The sequence below is a fragment of the Pseudomonas sp. FW305-20 genome (genome assembly GCF_058788075.1).
Genome location: NZ_JBYTAJ010000001.1, coordinates 256367 through 274559 on the forward strand (window position 1 = coordinate 256367; position 18193 = coordinate 274559).

At 56.9% G+C, this 18193-nt stretch carries 17 protein-coding genes; 15 read left to right on the forward strand and 2 right to left on the reverse strand.

What is annotated here, in order from left to right; genetic code table 11:
- Window positions 1–64 precede the first annotated feature (64 nt).
- The 10 genes from AC3WP4_RS01200 (at window position 65) to AC3WP4_RS01245 (ending at window position 9241) form a co-directional block, all read left to right on the forward strand.
- Window positions 65–1414, forward strand: a complete 1350-nt coding sequence (locus AC3WP4_RS01200; RefSeq protein WP_102614260.1) for an MmgE/PrpD family protein — start codon at window positions 65–67, stop codon at window positions 1412–1414.
- Between the two features lie 47 nt (window positions 1415–1461).
- Window positions 1462–2496 (forward strand): GlxA family transcriptional regulator, encoded by a 1035-nt coding sequence (locus tag AC3WP4_RS01205; RefSeq protein WP_102614259.1) that lies wholly within the window; start codon window positions 1462–1464, stop codon window positions 2494–2496.
- Window positions 2497–2596: 100 nt separating this feature from the next.
- Window positions 2597–3748 (forward strand): MFS transporter, encoded by a 1152-nt coding sequence (locus AC3WP4_RS01210; protein ID WP_102614258.1) that lies wholly within the window; start codon window positions 2597–2599, stop codon window positions 3746–3748.
- Window positions 3749–4091: 343 nt separating this feature from the next.
- On the forward strand, window positions 4092–5225 hold the full coding sequence (locus tag AC3WP4_RS01215; protein ID WP_102614257.1) for an aminotransferase class V-fold PLP-dependent enzyme: 1134 nt from the start codon (window positions 4092–4094) through the stop codon (window positions 5223–5225).
- A gap of 284 nt (window positions 5226–5509) precedes the next feature.
- A complete protein-coding gene (gene phaC, locus AC3WP4_RS01220) occupies window positions 5510–7186 on the forward strand; it encodes a class II poly(R)-hydroxyalkanoic acid synthase (RefSeq protein ID WP_102614256.1) in 1677 nt (558 codons plus the stop codon).
- 51 nt (window positions 7187–7237) lie between these two features.
- Window positions 7238–7447, forward strand: a complete 210-nt coding sequence (locus AC3WP4_RS01225) for a hypothetical protein (RefSeq protein ID WP_074877699.1) — start codon at window positions 7238–7240, stop codon at window positions 7445–7447.
- 173 nt (window positions 7448–7620) lie between these two features.
- A complete protein-coding gene (locus AC3WP4_RS01230; RefSeq protein WP_102614255.1) occupies window positions 7621–8313 on the forward strand; it encodes an SOS response-associated peptidase family protein in 693 nt (230 codons plus the stop codon).
- A gap of 146 nt (window positions 8314–8459) precedes the next feature.
- Window positions 8460–8723, forward strand: coding sequence for a hypothetical protein (locus tag AC3WP4_RS01235; RefSeq protein WP_074877703.1), 264 nt, complete (start codon window positions 8460–8462; stop codon window positions 8721–8723).
- 94 nt (window positions 8724–8817) lie between these two features.
- Window positions 8818–9018 (forward strand): hypothetical protein, encoded by a 201-nt coding sequence (locus tag AC3WP4_RS01240; RefSeq protein ID WP_076030655.1) that lies wholly within the window; start codon window positions 8818–8820, stop codon window positions 9016–9018.
- Complete coding sequence (locus AC3WP4_RS01245) at window positions 8993–9241, forward strand: hypothetical protein (protein WP_256581126.1); 249 nt, start codon at window positions 8993–8995, stop codon at window positions 9239–9241. Before AC3WP4_RS01240 ends, AC3WP4_RS01245 begins: the two co-directional genes overlap by 26 nt.
- A 155-nt stretch (window positions 9242–9396) precedes the next feature.
- On the opposite strand, the gene arcD (AC3WP4_RS01250) is transcribed toward AC3WP4_RS01245, so the two are convergent.
- Window positions 9397–10824, reverse strand: coding sequence for an arginine-ornithine antiporter (gene arcD / locus AC3WP4_RS01250; RefSeq protein WP_102614254.1), 1428 nt, complete (start codon window positions 10822–10824; stop codon window positions 9397–9399).
- Between the two features lie 378 nt (window positions 10825–11202).
- On the opposite strand from arcD (AC3WP4_RS01250), the gene arcD (AC3WP4_RS01255) reads away from it, so the two are divergent.
- From arcD (AC3WP4_RS01255) to AC3WP4_RS01275, 5 genes are all read left to right on the forward strand, one after another.
- Window positions 11203–12630, forward strand: a complete 1428-nt coding sequence (gene arcD / locus AC3WP4_RS01255) for an arginine-ornithine antiporter (protein ID WP_102614253.1) — start codon at window positions 11203–11205, stop codon at window positions 12628–12630.
- Between the two features lie 35 nt (window positions 12631–12665).
- Window positions 12666–13922, forward strand: a complete 1257-nt coding sequence (gene arcA, locus AC3WP4_RS01260; RefSeq protein ID WP_102614252.1) for an arginine deiminase — start codon at window positions 12666–12668, stop codon at window positions 13920–13922.
- A gap of 68 nt (window positions 13923–13990) precedes the next feature.
- The gene (locus AC3WP4_RS01265) at window positions 13991–15001 is read left to right on the forward strand and encodes an ornithine carbamoyltransferase (protein ID WP_074877720.1); all 1011 of its coding nucleotides are present in this window, start codon (window positions 13991–13993) and stop codon (window positions 14999–15001) included.
- A gap of 114 nt (window positions 15002–15115) precedes the next feature.
- Window positions 15116–16045, forward strand: coding sequence for a carbamate kinase (gene arcC / locus AC3WP4_RS01270; RefSeq protein ID WP_102614251.1), 930 nt, complete (start codon window positions 15116–15118; stop codon window positions 16043–16045).
- Window positions 16046–16057: 12 nt separating this feature from the next.
- A complete protein-coding gene (locus AC3WP4_RS01275) occupies window positions 16058–16420 on the forward strand; it encodes a DUF5064 family protein (RefSeq protein ID WP_074877724.1) in 363 nt (120 codons plus the stop codon).
- Between the two features lie 100 nt (window positions 16421–16520).
- Here AC3WP4_RS01275 and AC3WP4_RS01280 read toward each other — a convergent pair whose 3' ends face one another.
- Entirely contained in the window at window positions 16521–18164 is a 1644-nt protein-coding gene (locus AC3WP4_RS01280; RefSeq protein WP_102614250.1) for a fatty acid--CoA ligase, read from the reverse strand.
- Between the last annotated feature and the right edge of the window lie 29 nt (window positions 18165–18193).

Below are 18193 nucleotides of genomic sequence, written 5' to 3' on the forward strand. Positions count from 1 at the left end.
AAAGGTTGCCCTTCCCCGGGCAACTTTTTATCCGTTTCGGCGTTCATCATTCAGGAATCATGAAATGCAGTTGTATTCATTCGTCCAGAATTTCAGTTACAAGGACGCGCCCCTGCATACACGCGAGTTGGTTAAAACTTGCCTGCTCGACATCATTGGTGTGGCCGCCGGTGCTCGCGACAATCAAACCAGCGTGATGCTCAAAACCTACGCTGACACCCACTACTCTGCCAACAAGCTGTCCAGCCGCCTTTGGTTCGACGGCAGAGCCGTGCATCCATTGGGCGCTGCGTATGCAGGCGGTTTCTGCGTTGATAGCCTGGATGCACATGAAGGTCACTTCACCTCCAAGGGACATGCGGGTGCAACCGTTGTCCCGGCCCTTGTTGCATTGGTTGACGCGTATCGCAGCCAGGGCAAAGAGATCAGCGGCGAGGAGTTCCTCAGCGCACTGTGCATCGGTTACGAGACCGCCCTGCGTGCGGGCCAGGCATTGATGGCCACCGCTCCTGAATATCATGCCTCAGGCGCCTTTTCCGGAATCGGGGTCGTTTGCGCCGGTGCCCGCCTGCTGAAGCTTGATGAAGCGACATTCCGTCATGCGCTGGGTATCGCAGAATACTTCGGCCCGAGATGCCCGATGATGCGCCTGGTGAGCTTTCCGACAATGTTGCGTGATGCCCACGGCGCCGGGGCGTATGCCGGACTGAACGCACTACTGATGGCGCAGCTCGGTGTCACTGGCGCCCCAGCCGCCACCGTTGAACCGTTGGAGATTTCCACTTTCTGGCAGGACATTGGAACCCGTTGGGAGATCGACAAGCAATATTTCAAGCCTTGGCCGGTATGTCGCTGGGCGCAACCGGCACTCACCGCCATGACCGATTTGATGCGAGCACATCCGGTCATCACTGCAGAGTTGATAGAGACCATAGATGTCGAAACATTCCATGAGTCTGTGTGCTTGCAGGGGCATTTTCCGAAGAACGCGGACGAAGCCCAGTATGCGCTGGCGTTCCCGCTGGCGGCCTTGATCGTTCGCGGGAAGCTGGGGCCAAAAGAGGTCACCGGTGATTCCATTCATGCACCAGACATCTTGAGCATCAGCGAGAAAATCACCCTTCATGAGGCGCCTGACCTGTCGACCAGGTTCCCGGAGGAAATTCTGTCCCGCGTCACGGTTACCCTGAAAGACGGCACACGTCTTACGAGCCCAACCGCGACGGCCAAGGGCGACCCCGGCAACCCTATGTCGAGTGACGAACTCACCGCTAAATACCATTTACTGGCTGATGACAGTTTGGGAACCACACTCAGCAATGCCATCAAAAACAGTGTTGAAACATTGCCCGATAGCGATGACTGCCAATCATTCTTTGATTTGTTGCTGTCTGCTCCAAAAACCGCTGCGTAGATCCGCAACGGTTTCTTAGCTATTCGTTCAGGTGTCAAAGAGGATTTATGCCATTCGTATTCGAGAGCGTGCTCAAAGACAAGAACATGGGGTACTCCTATACGGCAGAGAAACCAATAAAGCCGCAGGCGGTGACTCGTGTAGCTTTCGTGCTTTTGAGCAACTTCTCGATGATGTCGTTCACCGGCGCTATCGATGCGCTGGTGACCGCCAACCTGATTAGCGAGACACCGGCATTTGAGATGTTGACTGTCGGCATCAAAAACCGTCTGGTAATGAGCGATTTGGGCATTGCGATTTCAGCAGACCTGGAGCTGTCACAACTACCGGATCGTATCGACGTTCTCATTGTCGCCGGTGGTTTACGAGTGAAGCTGGTCAGCGATCCACTATTACGACGCAAGCTGCGTAACGTCGCCTCTCTTGGCGCGACGATGGGCGGTTTGTGGAACGGTGCATTTTTCCTGGCGGAAGCTCAGCTAATGGACGGTGTCGAGTGCGCCTTCCATCCCGATGGACGAGCGATGATGGAGGATGTTTTCCCCAAAGTCCTGGTCTCTTGTCGAACTCACGTAATTGACAAAAACCGTATCACGTGCGCTGGCGCCAGCAGCTCGTTACGCATGATGCTCGAGCTCATCACTACTAAACAAAGCGTCTCGCTGACCCATGCTGTCGAGGAAATACTCAGTTGTGATCAGACCGCTGAAGTGTCTGGGATATCGACGGTCATCGTTGACTCTGACCCTACCTTGCCTCAAACCCTGAAGCTTGCTTTAGAACTGATGCAAAAGAACATTGAAGAGCCGTTATCCATCGACGAAGTCGCTGAGTGTGTGAACATTTCCCGACGACAATTAGAGCGTCGCTTCTGCCGTTTCGTGGGGGCCACGCCCACACGCTACTACCTTGAGCTGCGCTTGACTCGAGCGCGGCAGCTTATTCTGCAGAGCAATCGGCCCATCACCGATATCGCGATAGCGACCGGTTTCTGTAGTTTCGCCAATTTCCATTTGCGCTTTCGTGACTTCTTTGGCGTAGCGCCAAGTAGTTATAGAGCAACGTATGAGCGCAGGCGCTAGGTTTTCCGAAACCTCGGCCCGCCAAACACACACAAGAAACCCGTACTGTCTAAGCCCAACAAACGATGGCTAGCATCATCGATAAGGATTACCGAGAACTATGAATGCTCCATCGCCCGTGTTGGTACCCACGGCTAACCACAGCGAGCGGATGTCTACACGCATCGCCTTCCTTATCGCGGGTTTACTCATGTCCGCATGGGCGCCTCTGGTCCCATTGGTTAAAGCCCGCGCTGGCCTGGACGATGGCGGCCTGGGGTTGTTGCTGCTTGGCCTGGGCGGTGGATCTATCGTGGCCATGCCCTTCGCTGGTTATCTCACTGCACACTATGGATGCCGACCGGTCGTAATCTGGGCGACGATTGTCTTGTGTGCCCTTCTTCCGCTATTGAGCACCGTGGCGTGGCTGCCGGGCCTGGTGATCGCGGTCATTCTCTTCGGCGCCAGCATGGGCATGCTGGATTGCGCCATGAACATTCAGTCCGTCATTGTCGAAAAAAACAGCGGCCAGGCACTTCAGTCCGGCTTCCATGGACTGTACAGCGTCGGTGGCATAGTGGGCGCCGGGGCGATGACTGCTTTATTGACCTTCGGGCTGGATCCATTGATTGCGGCGCTTTGTATCGTTGCCGCCGTTCTGGGATCGCTTTACAAGGCTGCGCCGGCTTTGCTGACTTACGGCACTGAACGGGGTGGACCCATGTTCGCGGTGCCCAGGGGTATCGTGCTGTTTTTAGGGGCGCTCTGTTTCATCGTCTTCCTCACCGAAGGCGCAATCCTCGACTGGAGCGCGGTTTTCCTTGTCTCGAACCGAGGGTTAGAGCCGAGCATCGCCGGCTTGGGCTACGCATCCTTCGCCGCTGCGATGACGGTGGGTCGCCTGACAGGAGATGCCATCGTCATCAAACTAGGAGGCGTGCGCGTCGTTGCACTTGGCGGACTCTGCGCAGCCGCAGGCATGATCGTGTCACTTGGAATCGATGGCTGGGCCGCATCCTTGATTGGCTACGCTCTGGTCGGTGCTGGATGCTCAAACATTGTCCCTGTGCTCTTTACTGCTGTAGGCCGCCAGCAACGTATGCCACAGGCGGTAGCTATCCCCGCTGTCATCTCGATGGGCTACACGGGGATTCTGATAGGACCCGTATTTATCGGGGCGGTCGCCCATCTAAGTACCTTGTCATTTGCTCTGGGCTGCGTGAGTGTTTTGCTGATTTTTGTCAGTGCGACAGCGCGATTACTTCGCAATTAACCGGATCTTTTCAGAGGTAAAGGTCATGCTGTCACCCCGAACAGAACGGGACTTCAAGATTCTCGGACAAGCTGCCAGACATCAATAGAACTCGAAATACGTCAAATTAGCGGACATCGCCTCCGCCATATTTATACGAAAAAGCCCTGATTATTCAGGGCTTTTTCGTTCCTGTCTTTTGAAAAAGTGACCAGCCACCTGCGAGCATTGCTACGTCCAGTAATCGACCTGATGAGGCCAGTCGCTCGAAAGAAGTCGCCATTCAATCCCGAGCAATCTTGTCATTTGCCAAGGCTTAGGGCAGGGTCGATACCACTGAGATCTCTGTCAAAGGAGTCACCCCATGTCAAAGCTATATCCCAGTGTCGATCCCGAGGGGCTGGTCGAGTATTCAGTGGTCTACACCGACCGCTCGCTCAACCACATGTCACAGTCATTTCAAGACGTGATGAAGAACATTTCCAAAACCCTGAAACAGGTCTACAACGCCCAGGCTGTTGCGGTGGTGCCGGGTAGCGGCACATTCGGCATGGAAGCGGTGGCGCGACAGTTTGCCACCGCCCAGCAATGCCTGGTGATACGCAACGGCTGGTTCAGTTATCGCTGGAGCCAGATCCTTGAGATGGGCAACATCCCGGCGGCCACCACGGTGCTGAAAGCCCGACCGGTCGACACGGGTCGTCAGGCTGCCTACGCCCCACCCCCTCTGGACGAAGTGCTGGCAGCCATTCAGGCGCAGAAGCCGCAGATTGTCTTCGCCCCCCACGTTGAAACCTCGTCAGGGATTCTCCTGCCCGACGAGTACCTGCGGGCCGTCGGCGATGCCGTGCATGCGGTGGGTGGCCTGTTCGTGCTGGACTGCATCGCCTCAGGCACGCTTTGGGTCGATATGCAGAAATGCGCAGTCGACCTGCTGATCAGCGCACCGCAGAAAGGCTGGAGCGCCTCCCCTTGCTGCGCCCTGGTGATGCTCAGTTCTTTGGCCCTCGAGCGCATCGAACAGACGCAAAGCAGCAGTTTCGCCTGCGACCTGAAAAAATGGTTACAGATCATGCAGGCCTACGAACAGGGCGGACATGCCTACCATGCGACCATGCCCAGCGATTCCCTCGCGCGATTTAATGACGTGATGAAAGAGACGCAAGCCTACGGTTTCGACAAGGTCCGCGGCGACCAACAGGCTCTGGGCGATCGGGTGCGCGCAATGTTGGCCGGCAAAGGCATCAAAAGCGTGGCCGCAGCCGGCTTTCAGGCTCCTGGCGTAGTGGTGAGCTACACCGATGATGCCGACATCAAGAACGGTAAGAAATTTGCCAACCACGGCCTACAGATCGCCGCCGGAGTGCCGTTGCAATGCGACGAGCCGGCCGACTTCCAGACCTTCCGCATCGGTCTGTTCGGACTCGAAAAGCTGCACAACATCGAGCGCACGGTCAGCACCCTTGAGCAGGCACTGGACGAGGTGATGGTTAACTAAGCCCTCATCTTGCCCGCATCGAACTTGTGAATTCCGGGAGGGCTGGTTCTAACATCACGTCCGGGCGATAAGCGTCATATTCGCCGCACAATCGCGGATCAAAGGTCACGGGATTGTCATGAAGTGAAAAGGCGTTGTCGCCAAATGTAATGTCCACCGCTCCCCCGTCTATAAGCTGCTCCTCAAGATCTGCGTGGCAAGCCCTGCATTTTCCCAATGCACGACTTGCTCGTAGCCCTATAACCGCAAAGTGCCCGTCTTTTGGGCCTTACCGGAGTGGCGCAATGAACAAGAAAAATAAAGATTTGTCCCAGCTAGCTGCAACGCACACGTTGAACCTGAATCCGGCGGTCAGTCCTCGCGCGCGCGACCTGCTCGGCACCGCCCGCATGGTCCTTCGACAGGTGTTGAAGCAGCCGGTGCATAGCGCGCGGCACATGGCTGCATTCGGTATCGAGCTGAAAAATGTCTTGCTCAACCGCTCGCCGCTCAAGCCGGCGGCGGGCGACAAGCGCTTCGACGAATTGGCCTGGCAGCGCAACCCGCTCTACCGTCGCTACCTGAAGACTTATCTGGCCTGGTGCCAGGAGATGAACGACTGGATCAGCACCAGCAACCTCAGCGAACAGGACGCTCAGCGTGGTCAGTTTGTCATCGGCCTGCTGACCGATGCCATGGCGCCGACCAACACCCTGGCCAACCCGGTAGCGCTCAAACGTTTCTTTGAAACCGGTGGAAAGAGCATCCTCGATGGTTTCTCGCAGCTGACCCGGGATCTGATCAAAAACGGCGGCATGCCCAGCCAGGTGGACAAGACGGCGTTCGAGGTGGGCCACAATCTGGGCATCACTGAAGGTGCAGTGGTGTTTCGCAATGACGTGCTGGAGTTGATCCAGTACAAGCCCCGTACCGCGCAGGTGCAAGTGCGTCCGTTGTTGGTGGTACCGCCGCAAATCAACAAGTTCTACCTGTTTGACCTGACGCCGGAGAAGAGCCTGATCCGTTTTCTCCTCGACAGCGGTATCCAGACCTTCGCGATCAGTTGGCGCAATCCGGGCAAGGCACAGCGTGAATGGGGTTTGTCCAGCTACGTGGAAGCTTTGAAGGAAGCAATCGACGCGGTGCTTGCGATAACCGGCAGCGCCGACCTGAACACCTTCGGTGCCTGTTCCGGGGGCTGCACCCTGTCCTCGCTGCTGGGTCACTACGCCGCCCTGGACGAGAACAAGATCAATGCCTTTACCCTGGGTGTCAGTATGCTGGACATACAACCCGACACCCAGCTCGGGCTGTTCGCCGACGAAAAGACCCTCGAGGCAGCCAAGCGTCGTTCCTGGAAAGCGGGCGTGCTGGAGGGCCGCGAGCTGGCCAAGGTCTTCGCCTGGATGCGCCCTAATGACCTCATCTGGAGTTACTGGATCAACAACTACCTGCTCGGCAACGAGCCGCCGGCCTTCGATGTCCTCTACTGGAACAACGACACCACCAACCTGCCCGCCACGCTGCACGGCGAATTCATCGATATGTACCAGAGCAATCCGTTCGCCCGCGCCGGTGCGCTGGAAGTTTGCGGCACATCGATAGACCTCGGCCAGGTCACCAGTGACTTCTACTGCATCGCCGGCCTGAGCGACCACATCACCCCGTGGGACGCCTGCTACCGCTCCATGCATCTGTTTGGCGGCCAGGGCGAGTTCGTGGTGTCCAACAGCGGGCATATCCAGAGCATCCTCAACCCGCCGGGCAACCCCAAGGCACGCTTCATGACCGGCAGTCATCTGCCGGACGAGGCTCAGGAATGGATGGACGCCGCCAGTCAACAGGCCGGCTCCTGGTGGCCCCACTGGCTGGAATGGCTGCAGACACGCTCGGGTGATCACAAAAAAGCTCCGCGTAGACTGGGCAACCGAGCCTATGCAGCTGCCGAGGCTGCGCCGGGAACCTACGTGCACATGCGCTGAGCCTGTTGGCATCAAATGGGGCTACGCTGTCCTTAAAACCGAGGAATCGCGATGCCACATTCAGACCTGCTCCCCTCCTTGTTGTACAAGATCAACGAAAACCAACTCGCCCTGGAGGCCGCCATCCTGGAAATTTCCAACTGGGTCGAGGCGCGCGGCTCGGCTGACATTGCAGACAACGTGCGCGCCGAATTGGACACCATCGACAAGAACGAGGAGTTCATCAAGCTGACACTGGCAGTGCTGATGACCCCGGAGTGACCTGGAGCGACAGCTCGTCGCCTCGTCCGCGCCGCGATAGCCGCGTCTCGATTTGGCCAGGTTCTACGCCTGCCCCGCCGCCATGAAGATTGCCAGACATGCGCTGGAAGAGGTTTTGTAACGACGCCTTCACCCGCTGGTCTACCCTGAATGAACAGCAGGAGGGTTCAATCATGTGCGGACGCCTTTCACAGTACCGGGGAATTCACGACTTCGTCGCGGCGCTCAGTATCCCCCATGCACTGATCAACTATGCCGGCGACCAGCCTTTCGAGCGCTACAACGCCGCTCCGACCACTCAGCTTGCCCTCATTCACCAAGAAGGTCAGTTTCTGCGCGCTGACATGGTTCGCTGGGGCTGGCGCCCGCACTGGGCCAAAGACCGCGTCGCGCCGATCAATGCCCGGGTTGAGAAAGTTGCCCACGGACCGTTCTTCAAAGCGATCTGGCCTCATCGGGCGATCATTGCGATCGACAACTGGTTTGAGTGGGTTTATGAAGGCGGGCCAAAGAAACAGCCTTACCTCATTCGCCACCGTGACCGGACACCGATCCTCTGTGCCGCGATCGGTCAGTACCCCATCGCTGAGCGTGAACCGGGTGAGCAGGACGGCTTCGTGATCATCACCGCCGACAGCGCCGGAGGCATGGTCGATATCCACGACCGACGCCCGGTGACATTGAGCCCGGAGCTGGCCCGAGAATGGCTGGACCCGGCCCTGCCGAAAGAGCGCGCCGAGCAAATGGTCCTTCTTGAGGGAGAACCTGCCGAGGCCTTCGAGTGGTTCAAGGTTGACAATGCTGTCGGCAACGTACGGAATCAGGGGCGGGAGCTCATCACCCCCCTTGACCGAGACGGAGGCTGATCGAGCAATCGGTCAAGCGATTCGGACTCAGGATCGATTTCGCACCACTCATCGATAAAACTAAATAATCGAAAGTGCCTGCCGATAGTCAAAACAATGCCCCAGCATCATGGGATTTTAGAACGTGTAGTAGCGAGTTCAGGCTTATGAAAGATATCTATCTACTGATCGAGCATGGTATGGATCAGGGCGAAGTTTACGTACTGGGTTGGTTCGATGACGAGAAAAGGGCCAAGGAAGTGGCCGAGGAGAAAGAGTGGGAGGTTTACCGAGCCAGCTTGAAAGCTGAGCATCCCTGGTCAAATCACAAACCGTTGTCACCAGACCAAACCAAATACCGTCGCTTCTGGATCAAAGAAATTTCCAGATTTGATCACGTCCCGGTTCCCAGGTCTTCGGCAGTTCATTGACCCGGCAGGGCAGCGACGGCGTTCACGGTGCGAACTGAATCAGCTCCGCACCCTACTGGGTCTGGACTTCTCGCTAAAAGGACGCTCACTGACAATGCCAAAGAAGCGGCCAGTTGACACTGCTGCAAGTGCTGCAGATATCGAGAAATCCATCCAAGCCCTGAACAAAATGGCTGAACGCCTGTGGGGAGATGGTCGAGAGAGCGAGGCTAAAGCCCTCCTCGATGCCTTGGATGCGTTAAACCGGGCGCTGGACCGGATCAGGATTGGTGAAAGTCGCAGGGTTCTTCATTGAATACCGTCTTGGATCTGGAACGAGGGTTGATGGCATGGCGCACTCATTTCAATACCAGATAACCGAATCCGTTCGTGTGGTTGAGATCGAGATTGGAAAACTGCTCGATTTGGCGGCAATGCTGAAAGAGGATGGAAACGATGCCTTGGCGACGGCCGTCTCGAATCAGGCGAATAAGCTGCTTGAGGCTGCGGTGGCGCTGAGAATTGCAATGGCAGGCTAGCTGCATGCCGATCGTTCAAGAGTCTGCCCCACCCCGGGCTTTGCACCTGTCATGCCTTCGTCACACCGACCAAGCACACTGCAGGCAGCCAAAGGGATTTGGCCACGTGTATAAAGAGCCCGGCCTGGCGCCGGGCTTTTTCGTTCTTGAGCACCTCACAACGACAGCAATCCACTGTACAACCCATACGCTGCCAACCCGGCCCCGGCGATAACGCAGGCAAAAATCCCTTTCTCGACAGGCGAAAACAAAGGCTCGCCCTGCTCATGTTTTGCCTTGGCAAATAAAATCACTCCGGGCGCATACAACAACGCCGAGAGCAGCAAATACTTCACCCCGCCGGCATACAACAGCCACACCGCGTAACACAGTGCGATCCCGCCAATCATCAAGTCTTTGGTGCGCTCGGCCGATGCGTGTTCGTAGGTTTCGCCGCGCCCGCTCAACAGCACCGCATAGGCCGCCGACCACAGGTAGGGCACCAGAATCATCGATGACGCGAGGTAGATCAGACTGGTATAGGTGCCGGCAGAGAACAGTGTTATCAGCAGGAAAATCTGGATCATCACATTGGTCAGCCACAAGGCGTTGACCGGTACATGGTTGGCGTTTTCCTTTTTCAGGAAGGCCGGCATGGTCTTGTCCTTGGCCGTGGCAAAGAGGATTTCAGCACAGAGCAGCGCCCATGACAGCAACGCCCCCAACAGCGAAATCGCCAAACCAATGCTGATCAACAGCGCCCCCCAATGACCGACGATATGCTCCATCACCGTCGCCAGTGACGGATTCTGCAGTTTGGCCAATTCGGGCTGGCTCATGACGCCGAGGGACAGCACGTTAACCAATACCAGCAGCGCCAACACCCCGAGGAAACCGATGACCGTCGCTCGACCTACATCCGAACGCTTTTCCGCCCGGGCCGAATACACACTGGCGCCTTCGATGCCGATAAAGACGAAGACGGTCACCAGCATCATGTTGCGCACCTGATCCATCACACCGCCAAAATCCGGATTGCTGCGGCCCCAGATATCCCGGGTAAAGATGTCAGCCTTGAAGGCCACGGCAGCGATCACGATAAACATGATCAACGGGACGATCTTGGCGACGGTGGTCAGTTGATTGATGAAGGCGGCCTCTTTGATTCCGCGCATCACCAAAAAATGCACCGACCACAGAAGGATCGAGGCGCAGCCGATGGCGATCGGCGTGTTGCCTTGGCCAAAAACCGGAAAAAAATAACCCAGGGTGCTGAACAGCAGCACGAAGTAACCGACGTTGCCTAGCCAGGCGCTGATCCAGTAACCCCAGGCGGAAGAAAAACCCATGTAATCGCCAAACCCGGCCTTGGCATAGGCATACACCCCGGAATCCAGCTCGGGTTTGCGATTGGCCAGCGTCTGAAAGACGAAGGCCAGGGTCAGCATGCCAACGGCAGTGATTGCCCAGCCGATCAATATCGCGCCTACGTCGGCTTTCTCGGCCATATTTTGCGGCAGGGAAAAGATCCCGCCGCCAATCATCGACCCCACTACTAAGGCAATCAGCGCATTCAAGCGGAGCTTTTGCGTCGGCTGTGACATTTTTTGCGCCTCCGTTTACCCGCGGGGACTTTCATAGTCGGTATTAACCAATTGACAAAGCGTAATAGGGGTTACCGATTAACGCCAGGCAAAGGATTTTTTATAACGTTTCGCAATAAAAACAGCAGTGTAATTATCAGCACCTCATTGGGCACCCATGAAACAGCAATTAAAATTTGCCAAACACTGGAAACCAACTAGCGTGAAGTCAGCAATTATTTTCTCCCTGGCCGCTTAAAAACAGTCACGACAACAAGATTATTACGAACAGCCTTATTTTCGTAAGTCTTTAAATAACAATGAAATATAGATATGCATTAATCGAAAGAACATAACGAAACCAATGTTGTTTCTCCTCCCCTGCAATGGAGTCATGCAATGTCTGAATCCCCGGGAAAACTGAAACTCGGCGCGCTGGTTGCATTGGTCGTCGGTTCCATGATCGGGGGTGGGATCTTTTCCCTGCCGCAGAACATGGCCGCCAGTGCTGACGTCGGTGCCGTTCTGATCGGTTGGGCAATTACGGCCGTTGGCATGCTGACCCTGGCCTTTGTTTTCCAGACGCTGGCCAACCGCAAGCCCGATCTGGACGGCGGTGTCTACGCCTACGCCAAGGCGGGTTTCGGCGACTACATGGGTTTCTCGTCTGCCTGGGGCTACTGGATCAGTGCCTGGCTGGGTAACGTTGGTTACTTTGTTTTACTGTTCAGCACCCTTGGTTACTTCTTTCCGATCTTCGGTGAAGGCAACACGGTGGCGGCGATCATCGGCGCGTCGGTGCTGCTCTGGGCCGTGCACTTTCTCGTGCTGCGCGGGATCAAGGAAGCCGCATTCATCAACCTGGTGACCACGGTCGCCAAAATCGTACCGCTACTGCTGTTTGTCCTGATCGCGATTTTCGCCTTCAAGCTGGATATCTTCACCGCCGATATCTGGGGCCTCAAAAACCCGGACCTGGGCAGCGTGATGAACCAGGTGCGCAAGATGATGCTGGTTACCGTCTGGGTATTCATCGGCATTGAAGGCGCGAGCATCTTCTCGGCCCGTGCGGAAAAACGCAGCGATGTGGGTAAAGCCACCGTGATCGGGTTCATCACCGTGCTGCTGTTCCTGGTGCTGGTCAATGTACTGTCGCTGGGGATCATGACCCAACCGGAATTGGCCAAACTGCAGAACCCGTCCATGGCCGCGGTGCTGGAACACGTGGTCGGTGAGTGGGGCGCGGTACTGATCAGCGTCGGCCTGATCATTTCGTTGCTCGGTGCGCTGCTGTCGTGGGTGTTGTTGTGTGCGGAAATCATGTTTGCCGCCGCCAAGGACCACACCATGCCGGCCTTCCTGCGCAAGGAAAATGCCAACCAGGTGCCGGTCAACGCCTTGTGGCTGACCAATGCGATGGTGCAACTGTTCCTGATCATCACGCTGTTCTCGGCCAGTACCTACCTGTCGCTGATCTACCTCGCCACCTCGATGATTCTGGTGCCGTACTTGTGGTCTGCGGCTTATGCGCTGCTGCTGGCGATGCGCGGTGAGAGCTATGAAAACGCTCTGGCCGAACGCAGGAAAGACTTGTTCATCGGCGCCATTGCGGTGATTTATGCGATCTGGCTGATTTATGCCGGCGGCGTCAAATACCTGCTGCTCTCCGCCCTGCTCTACGCCCCCGGCGTCATTCTGTTCGCCAAGGCTAAACTTGAAGTCAATAAACCGGTTTTCACCAACGTCGAGAAGTTGATTTTCGCAGCAGTCGTCGTCGGCGCCCTGGTCGCAGCCTACGGGCTGTATGACGGCTTCCTGACCCTGTAACGCCTAAGTGTTTTGTCATCTGGAGGATCACTGCAATGACCACCGAAAAAGTTAAGTACGGCGTCCATTCCGAAGCCGGCAAACTGCGTAAAGTCATGGTTTGCTCCCCAGGCCTGGCTCACCAGCGGCTAACCCCGAATAACTGTGACGAACTGCTGTTCGACGATGTGCTGTGGGTCGCCCAGGCCAAGCGTGACCATTTCGACTTTGTCACCAAAATGCGCGAGCGCAACGTCGATGTGCTGGAAATGCACAACCTGCTGACCGATATCGTCGCCATCCCCGAAGCGTTGGACTGGATCCTGGAACGCAAGATCACCGCCGACTCGGTTGGGTTGGGTTTGATCAACGAAACCGGTTCCTGGCTGCGCAGCCTCGAGCCACGCAAGATCGCCGAGTTTCTGATTGGCGGGGTGTCTGCCGATGACCTGCCGACCAGTTTCGGTGGCAAGACCATCGAAATGTTCCGCGATTTCCTTGGCCACTCCAGTTTTATTCTGCCGCCACTGCCCAATACCCAGTTCACCCGCGACACCACTTGCTGGATCTACGGCGGAGTGACGCTGAACCCGATGTACTGGCCGGCGCGCCGTCAGGAAACCTTGCTGGCGACGGCCATCTACAAGTTCCATCCGCAGTTCACCAACGCCGACTTCCAGATCTGGTATGGCGATCCGGACAAGGACCACGGCAATTCCACCCTCGAAGGAGGTGACGTCATGCCGATCGGTAACGGCGTGGTCTTGATCGGTATGGGCGAACGCTCGTCTCGTCAGGCTATCGGCCAACTGGCAGTCAATTTGTTCAAGAACAAAGCGGTGGAGAAAGTGATTGTCGCCGGCCTGCCGAAATCCCGTGCAGCGATGCACCTGGACACGGTGTTCAGTTTCTGCGACCGCGATGTAGTGACCATCTTCCCGGAAGTGGTGAACCAGATCGTGGCCTTCACCCTTCGCCCTGACGAAAGCAAACCCGGTGGCATCGACATCCGTCGCGAAGAGACCAACTTCCTCGACACCGTGGCCAAAGCCCTCAACCTCAAAGCGCTGCGCGTCGTCGAAACCGGCGGCAACAGCTTCGCCGCCGAACGCGAGCAGTGGGATGACGGCAACAACGTGGTCGCCGTGGAGCCGGGTGTGGTGATCGGTTACGACCGCAACACCTACACCAATACGCTGCTGCGCAAGGCTGGCGTGGAAGTCATCACCATCAGCGCCGGCGAACTGGGTCGCGGCAGAGGCGGCGGCCACTGCATGACGTGCCCGATCATTCGCGACCCTATCGACTATTAATTTGCCCACCTGCGCCTGCGCTTATAAAGCACAGGCGTTGGGATAACCGACATCCAAGGAGATCCAAAATGGCCTTTAATATTCACAACCGTAATTTGCTGAGCCTGGAGCACCACACGCCTCGCGAATTACGCTATCTGCTGGACTTGTCTCGCGACCTCAAGCGCGCCAAGTACACCGGCACCGAGCAGCAACACCTCAAAGGCAACAACATCGCGTTGATCTTCGAAAAAACCTCGACCCGGACCCGTTGCGCCTTCGAAGTGGCAGCCTATGACCAAGGCGCCAATGTCACCTACATCGACCCGAACTCTTCGCAAATCGGCCACAAGGAAAGCATGAAGGACACCGCCCGCGTATTGGGTCGCATGTATGACGCCATCGAATACCGTGGCTTCAAGCAGGAAATCGTCGAAGAACTGGCCAAGTTCGCCGGTGTGCCAGTGTTCAACGGTCTGACCGATGAGTACCACCCGACGCAAATGATTGCCGACGTGCTGACCATGCGTGAAAACGCCGACAAGCCGATTCATGAGATCAGTTACGCCTATTTGGGCGACGCCCGTAACAACATGGGCAACTCGCTGCTGCTGATCGGCGCCAAGCTCGGCATGGACGTGCGCATTTGCGCGCCGAAAGCCCTGTGGCCGGCGGACGATCTGGTCGCTCGCTGCAAAAAATACGCAGAGGAAAGCGGCGCTCGCATCACCCTGACCGAAGACCCTAAAGCCGCCGTCAAAGGCGTGGACTTCATTCACACCGATGTCTGGGTATCGATGGGTGAACCGGTTGAAGCCTGGGCCGAACGCATCAAACAACTGCTGCCATACCAGGTCAATGCGGAATTGATGAAAGCCACCGGCAATCCGCGCACCAAGTTCATGCACTGTCTGCCGGCGTTCCACAACTGCGACACCAAGATCGGCAAGCAGATCGCCGAACAATACCCGCACCTTAGCAACGGTATTGAAGTCACCGACGATGTGTTCGAGTCGCCAGCCTGCATTGCCTTCGAGCAAGCGGAAAACCGCATGCACACCATCAAGGCGATTCTGGTGTCGACCCTTGCTGACCTGTAACGGCTGATGCGGTTTGCCTTTCTGTGGGAGCGTGGCTTGCCTGTATCGCGAGCAAGCCACGCTCCCACAGGAGACCGAGCCGTCCGTTGCCTCACTGTTTAGAAGGACTGCATTATGCGTATCGTCGTTGCTCTGGGTGGTAACGCCCTGCTCCGCCGTGGTGAACCCATGACCTCGGACAATCAGCGCGCCAACATCCGGATCGCCACCGAACAGATCGCCAAGATTCATCCTGGCAATCAACTGGTCATCGCCCATGGCAATGGTCCGCAGGTCGGCCTGTTGTCGCTGCAAGCCGCAGCCTACACCTCGGTTTCGCCGTATCCGCTGGACGTGCTGGGTGCCGAAACCGAAGGCATGATCGGCTACATCATCGAACAGGAACTGGGTAACCTGCTGGACTTCGAAGTGCCCTTCGCCACCCTGCTCACTCAAGTCGAAGTCGATGCCAATGACCCGGCGTTCCAGAACCCTACCAAACCCATTGGCCCGGTCTACACCAAGGCTGAGGCGGAACAACTCGCGGCCGAAAAAGGCTGGGCGATTGCCCCGGACGGTGACAAGTTCCGTCGCGTAGTCGCCAGCCCAAGACCCAAGCGTATTTTTGAAATTCGTCCGATCAAGTGGCTGCTGGAAAAAGACAGTATTGTGATTTGCGCGGGGGGTGGCGGCATCCCGACGATGTACGGCGCCAGCGGCAAACTGCAGGGCGTGGAAGCGGTGATCGACAAAGACCTGTGCTCGGCGCTGCTGGCTGAACAGCTGGAAAGCGATCTGCTGGTGATCGCCACCGACGTCAATGCCGCCTACATCGATTTCGGCAAACCCACCCAGAAAGCCATCGCTCAGGCTCACCCCGACGAAATGGAAAAACTCGGCTTTGCGGCTGGGTCCATGGGGCCGAAAGTCCAGGCCGCCTGCGAGTTCGCCCGCCATACCGGCAAAGTCGCGGTAATCGGTTCACTCTCGGACATCGAGGCTATCGTTCAGGGCACAGCGGGCACCCGTATCAGCACCAAGGCATCTGGCATTACCTATTTGTGAGGAGAGACGACAATGGCAACGTTCGACCCCGGACATCTGCACATCGAGCGCCACGCGCTGACCAAGGACGATGTCAACTACAACCTGCACCTGGACTATGAAGTGTTCAAGGATCCCAAGGAAGGCAAAGGGATGCAGTTCACATTGCACGGTTCGATCCAGGGCAAGGAGATGACGGAAACGTTCTTCCTCCCCAAGGATCAAGCCTACAACTTCGCCAGGAATGTCACGAAAATTCTTGAAAAGCACGGTATCCCCAAAGTGCACAGCAGCCTTGGGTCAAACCACAAATTCTACGACTTGATGTTCGAAGACATGAGGGAGCAGCTGGATATGAAATCAGGCGACCCGGTCAAACCAGAACATCTGGAGTGATCCGGGCGCGCTTTTCTATCGTTATCAGTGAAGCGGCCAGAACCACGCGTGCTGCTGCGGGTCCTGGCCGCGCAAATCCCTGAGGGATATCGGCAAGGCTTCAGCCCAATTCACTTTCCCGGATGAGCTTCTTGTTAATCTTCCCGACGCTGGTTTTAGGGATCTCGGCAACGAACTTGAACTGCTTGGGAATCGCCCACTTGTTGATGCGACCACGCTCGACAAACCCTTGAAGGTGCGCCTCCAGGATCTTGCGGTCCAGGTACTGCCCGGGCTCGCACACCACCAGCGCCATCGGCCGTTCGCCCCATTGCTCATCGGCGATGCCTACCACCGCGACCGACATGACAGCCACGTGTTCGCTGATCAGGCTCTCCAGCTCAAGAGAACTGATCCACTCCCCGCCCGTCTTGATCACATCCTTGATGCGATCCTTGATTTCCACTCCTCCCAGCGGGTCGATAGAGGCCAGGTCACCGGTGTGCAGCCAGCCGTTGTGCCACAACTCGGCGCCCTTTTCCGGCTCCTTGAAATAGCCTTGGGTCAGCCAGGGTGCGCGCACCACGATCTCGCCCAAAGACTCGCCGTCATGGGCAACCTCATTGCCACTGGCGTCGATGATTTTCAGGTCGACCATCGGCACAGGTGTGCCCGTCTTGATGCGGGTAGCCAGTTGGGCTTGCGGGGATTGTTCGAGGTCTTCGTCACGCAGGTAAGTCAGGCACAGCAACGGACAGGTTTCCGACATGCCATAGCCGCTGTGCACCTGAATGCCTTTGGCACTCGCTTCGCTGGCAATACCTAATGTCAGCGCGCTGCCGCCCAGGAGCATTTTCCAGCCATCGAATCGAGTTCGTTCAGCTTCTTCGCAGTTCAGGATCATTTGCAAAATGGTCGGTACACAGTGGGAGAACGTGACTTTCTCCTCTCGATACAGCCTGACCAGACTGTTGGGCTCGTAGCGACCGGGGTAGACCTGCTTGATCCCCATCAGGGTGGCGACATACGGCACACCCCAGGCATGCACGTGAAACATCGGCGTGATCGGCATATAGACGTCATCCGAGCGCAGCAGCGGCAACCCCTGATAGACGCCCAACGTGCCGACGGCATTCAAGGTGTGTAACACCAGTTGGCGGTGGGTGAAATACACGCCTTTGGGGTCGCCAGTGGTGCCCGTGGTGTAGAACAGGGTCGCCACGGAGTTTTCATCGAAATCGGGAAAGTCGTACTGGTCAGCCGCCCCGGCCAACAGGTTTTCATATTCCCCCAGCACCGGTAGCGACGTCTGGATGGCGGTGTCGTCCGTCAACTGCAGGTAGCCTTTGACGGTTTTGAGCTGCCCGTGAATCTGTTCTACCAGAGGCAGGAAATCGTCATGCACCAGCACCAGGTCGTCCTCGGCATGGTTCATGGTGAAGAGCACCTGATCCGGCGAAAGACGGATATTCACCGTATGCAGCACCGCACCGATCATCGGTACCGCAAAGAAGCATTCCAGGTAGCGGTGGCTGTCCCAGTCGAGCAGGGCCACCGTGTCCCCGGCCTTGACGCCGGCAGCGGTCAAGGCGTTGGCCAGCCGGCGGATCCGCTGGTTGAGGGTCTGGTAGCTGTAGCGCAGTTTGTCGGCATACACGATTTCCCGACCCGGCTCGTAGCGCACGCCGGACAGCAGCAATTGCTTGATCAGCAAGGGGTAGGCATAGGCGCCGTCGGCGGGCGGAATTATTTTTGTCGCCATCATGGTTGTGGTTCCCGGTCCTTTTTACGTGG

Coding starts and splice junctions, on each gene's coding strand:
- AC3WP4_RS01200 (WP_102614260.1), top strand. CDS start 65: ATGCAGTTGTATTCATTCGTCCAGAATTTCAGTTACAAGGACGCGCCC.
- AC3WP4_RS01205 (WP_102614259.1), top strand. CDS start 1,462: ATGCCATTCGTATTCGAGAGCGTGCTCAAAGACAAGAACATGGGGTAC.
- AC3WP4_RS01210 (WP_102614258.1), top strand. CDS start 2,597: ATGAATGCTCCATCGCCCGTGTTGGTACCCACGGCTAACCACAGCGAG.
- AC3WP4_RS01215 (WP_102614257.1), top strand. CDS start 4,092: ATGTCAAAGCTATATCCCAGTGTCGATCCCGAGGGGCTGGTCGAGTAT.
- phaC (WP_102614256.1), top strand. CDS start 5,510: ATGAACAAGAAAAATAAAGATTTGTCCCAGCTAGCTGCAACGCACACG.
- AC3WP4_RS01225 (WP_074877699.1), top strand. CDS start 7,238: ATGCCACATTCAGACCTGCTCCCCTCCTTGTTGTACAAGATCAACGAA.
- AC3WP4_RS01230 (WP_102614255.1), top strand. CDS start 7,621: ATGTGCGGACGCCTTTCACAGTACCGGGGAATTCACGACTTCGTCGCG.
- AC3WP4_RS01235 (WP_074877703.1), top strand. CDS start 8,460: ATGAAAGATATCTATCTACTGATCGAGCATGGTATGGATCAGGGCGAA.
- AC3WP4_RS01240 (WP_076030655.1), top strand. CDS start 8,818: ATGCCAAAGAAGCGGCCAGTTGACACTGCTGCAAGTGCTGCAGATATC.
- arcD (WP_102614254.1), bottom strand. CDS start 10,824: ATGTCACAGCCGACGCAAAAGCTCCGCTTGAATGCGCTGATTGCCTTA.
- arcD (WP_102614253.1), top strand. CDS start 11,203: ATGTCTGAATCCCCGGGAAAACTGAAACTCGGCGCGCTGGTTGCATTG.
- arcA (WP_102614252.1), top strand. CDS start 12,666: ATGACCACCGAAAAAGTTAAGTACGGCGTCCATTCCGAAGCCGGCAAA.
- AC3WP4_RS01265 (WP_074877720.1), top strand. CDS start 13,991: ATGGCCTTTAATATTCACAACCGTAATTTGCTGAGCCTGGAGCACCAC.
- arcC (WP_102614251.1), top strand. CDS start 15,116: ATGCGTATCGTCGTTGCTCTGGGTGGTAACGCCCTGCTCCGCCGTGGT.
- AC3WP4_RS01275 (WP_074877724.1), top strand. CDS start 16,058: ATGGCAACGTTCGACCCCGGACATCTGCACATCGAGCGCCACGCGCTG.
- AC3WP4_RS01280 (WP_102614250.1), bottom strand. CDS start 18,164: ATGATGGCGACAAAAATAATTCCGCCCGCCGACGGCGCCTATGCCTAC.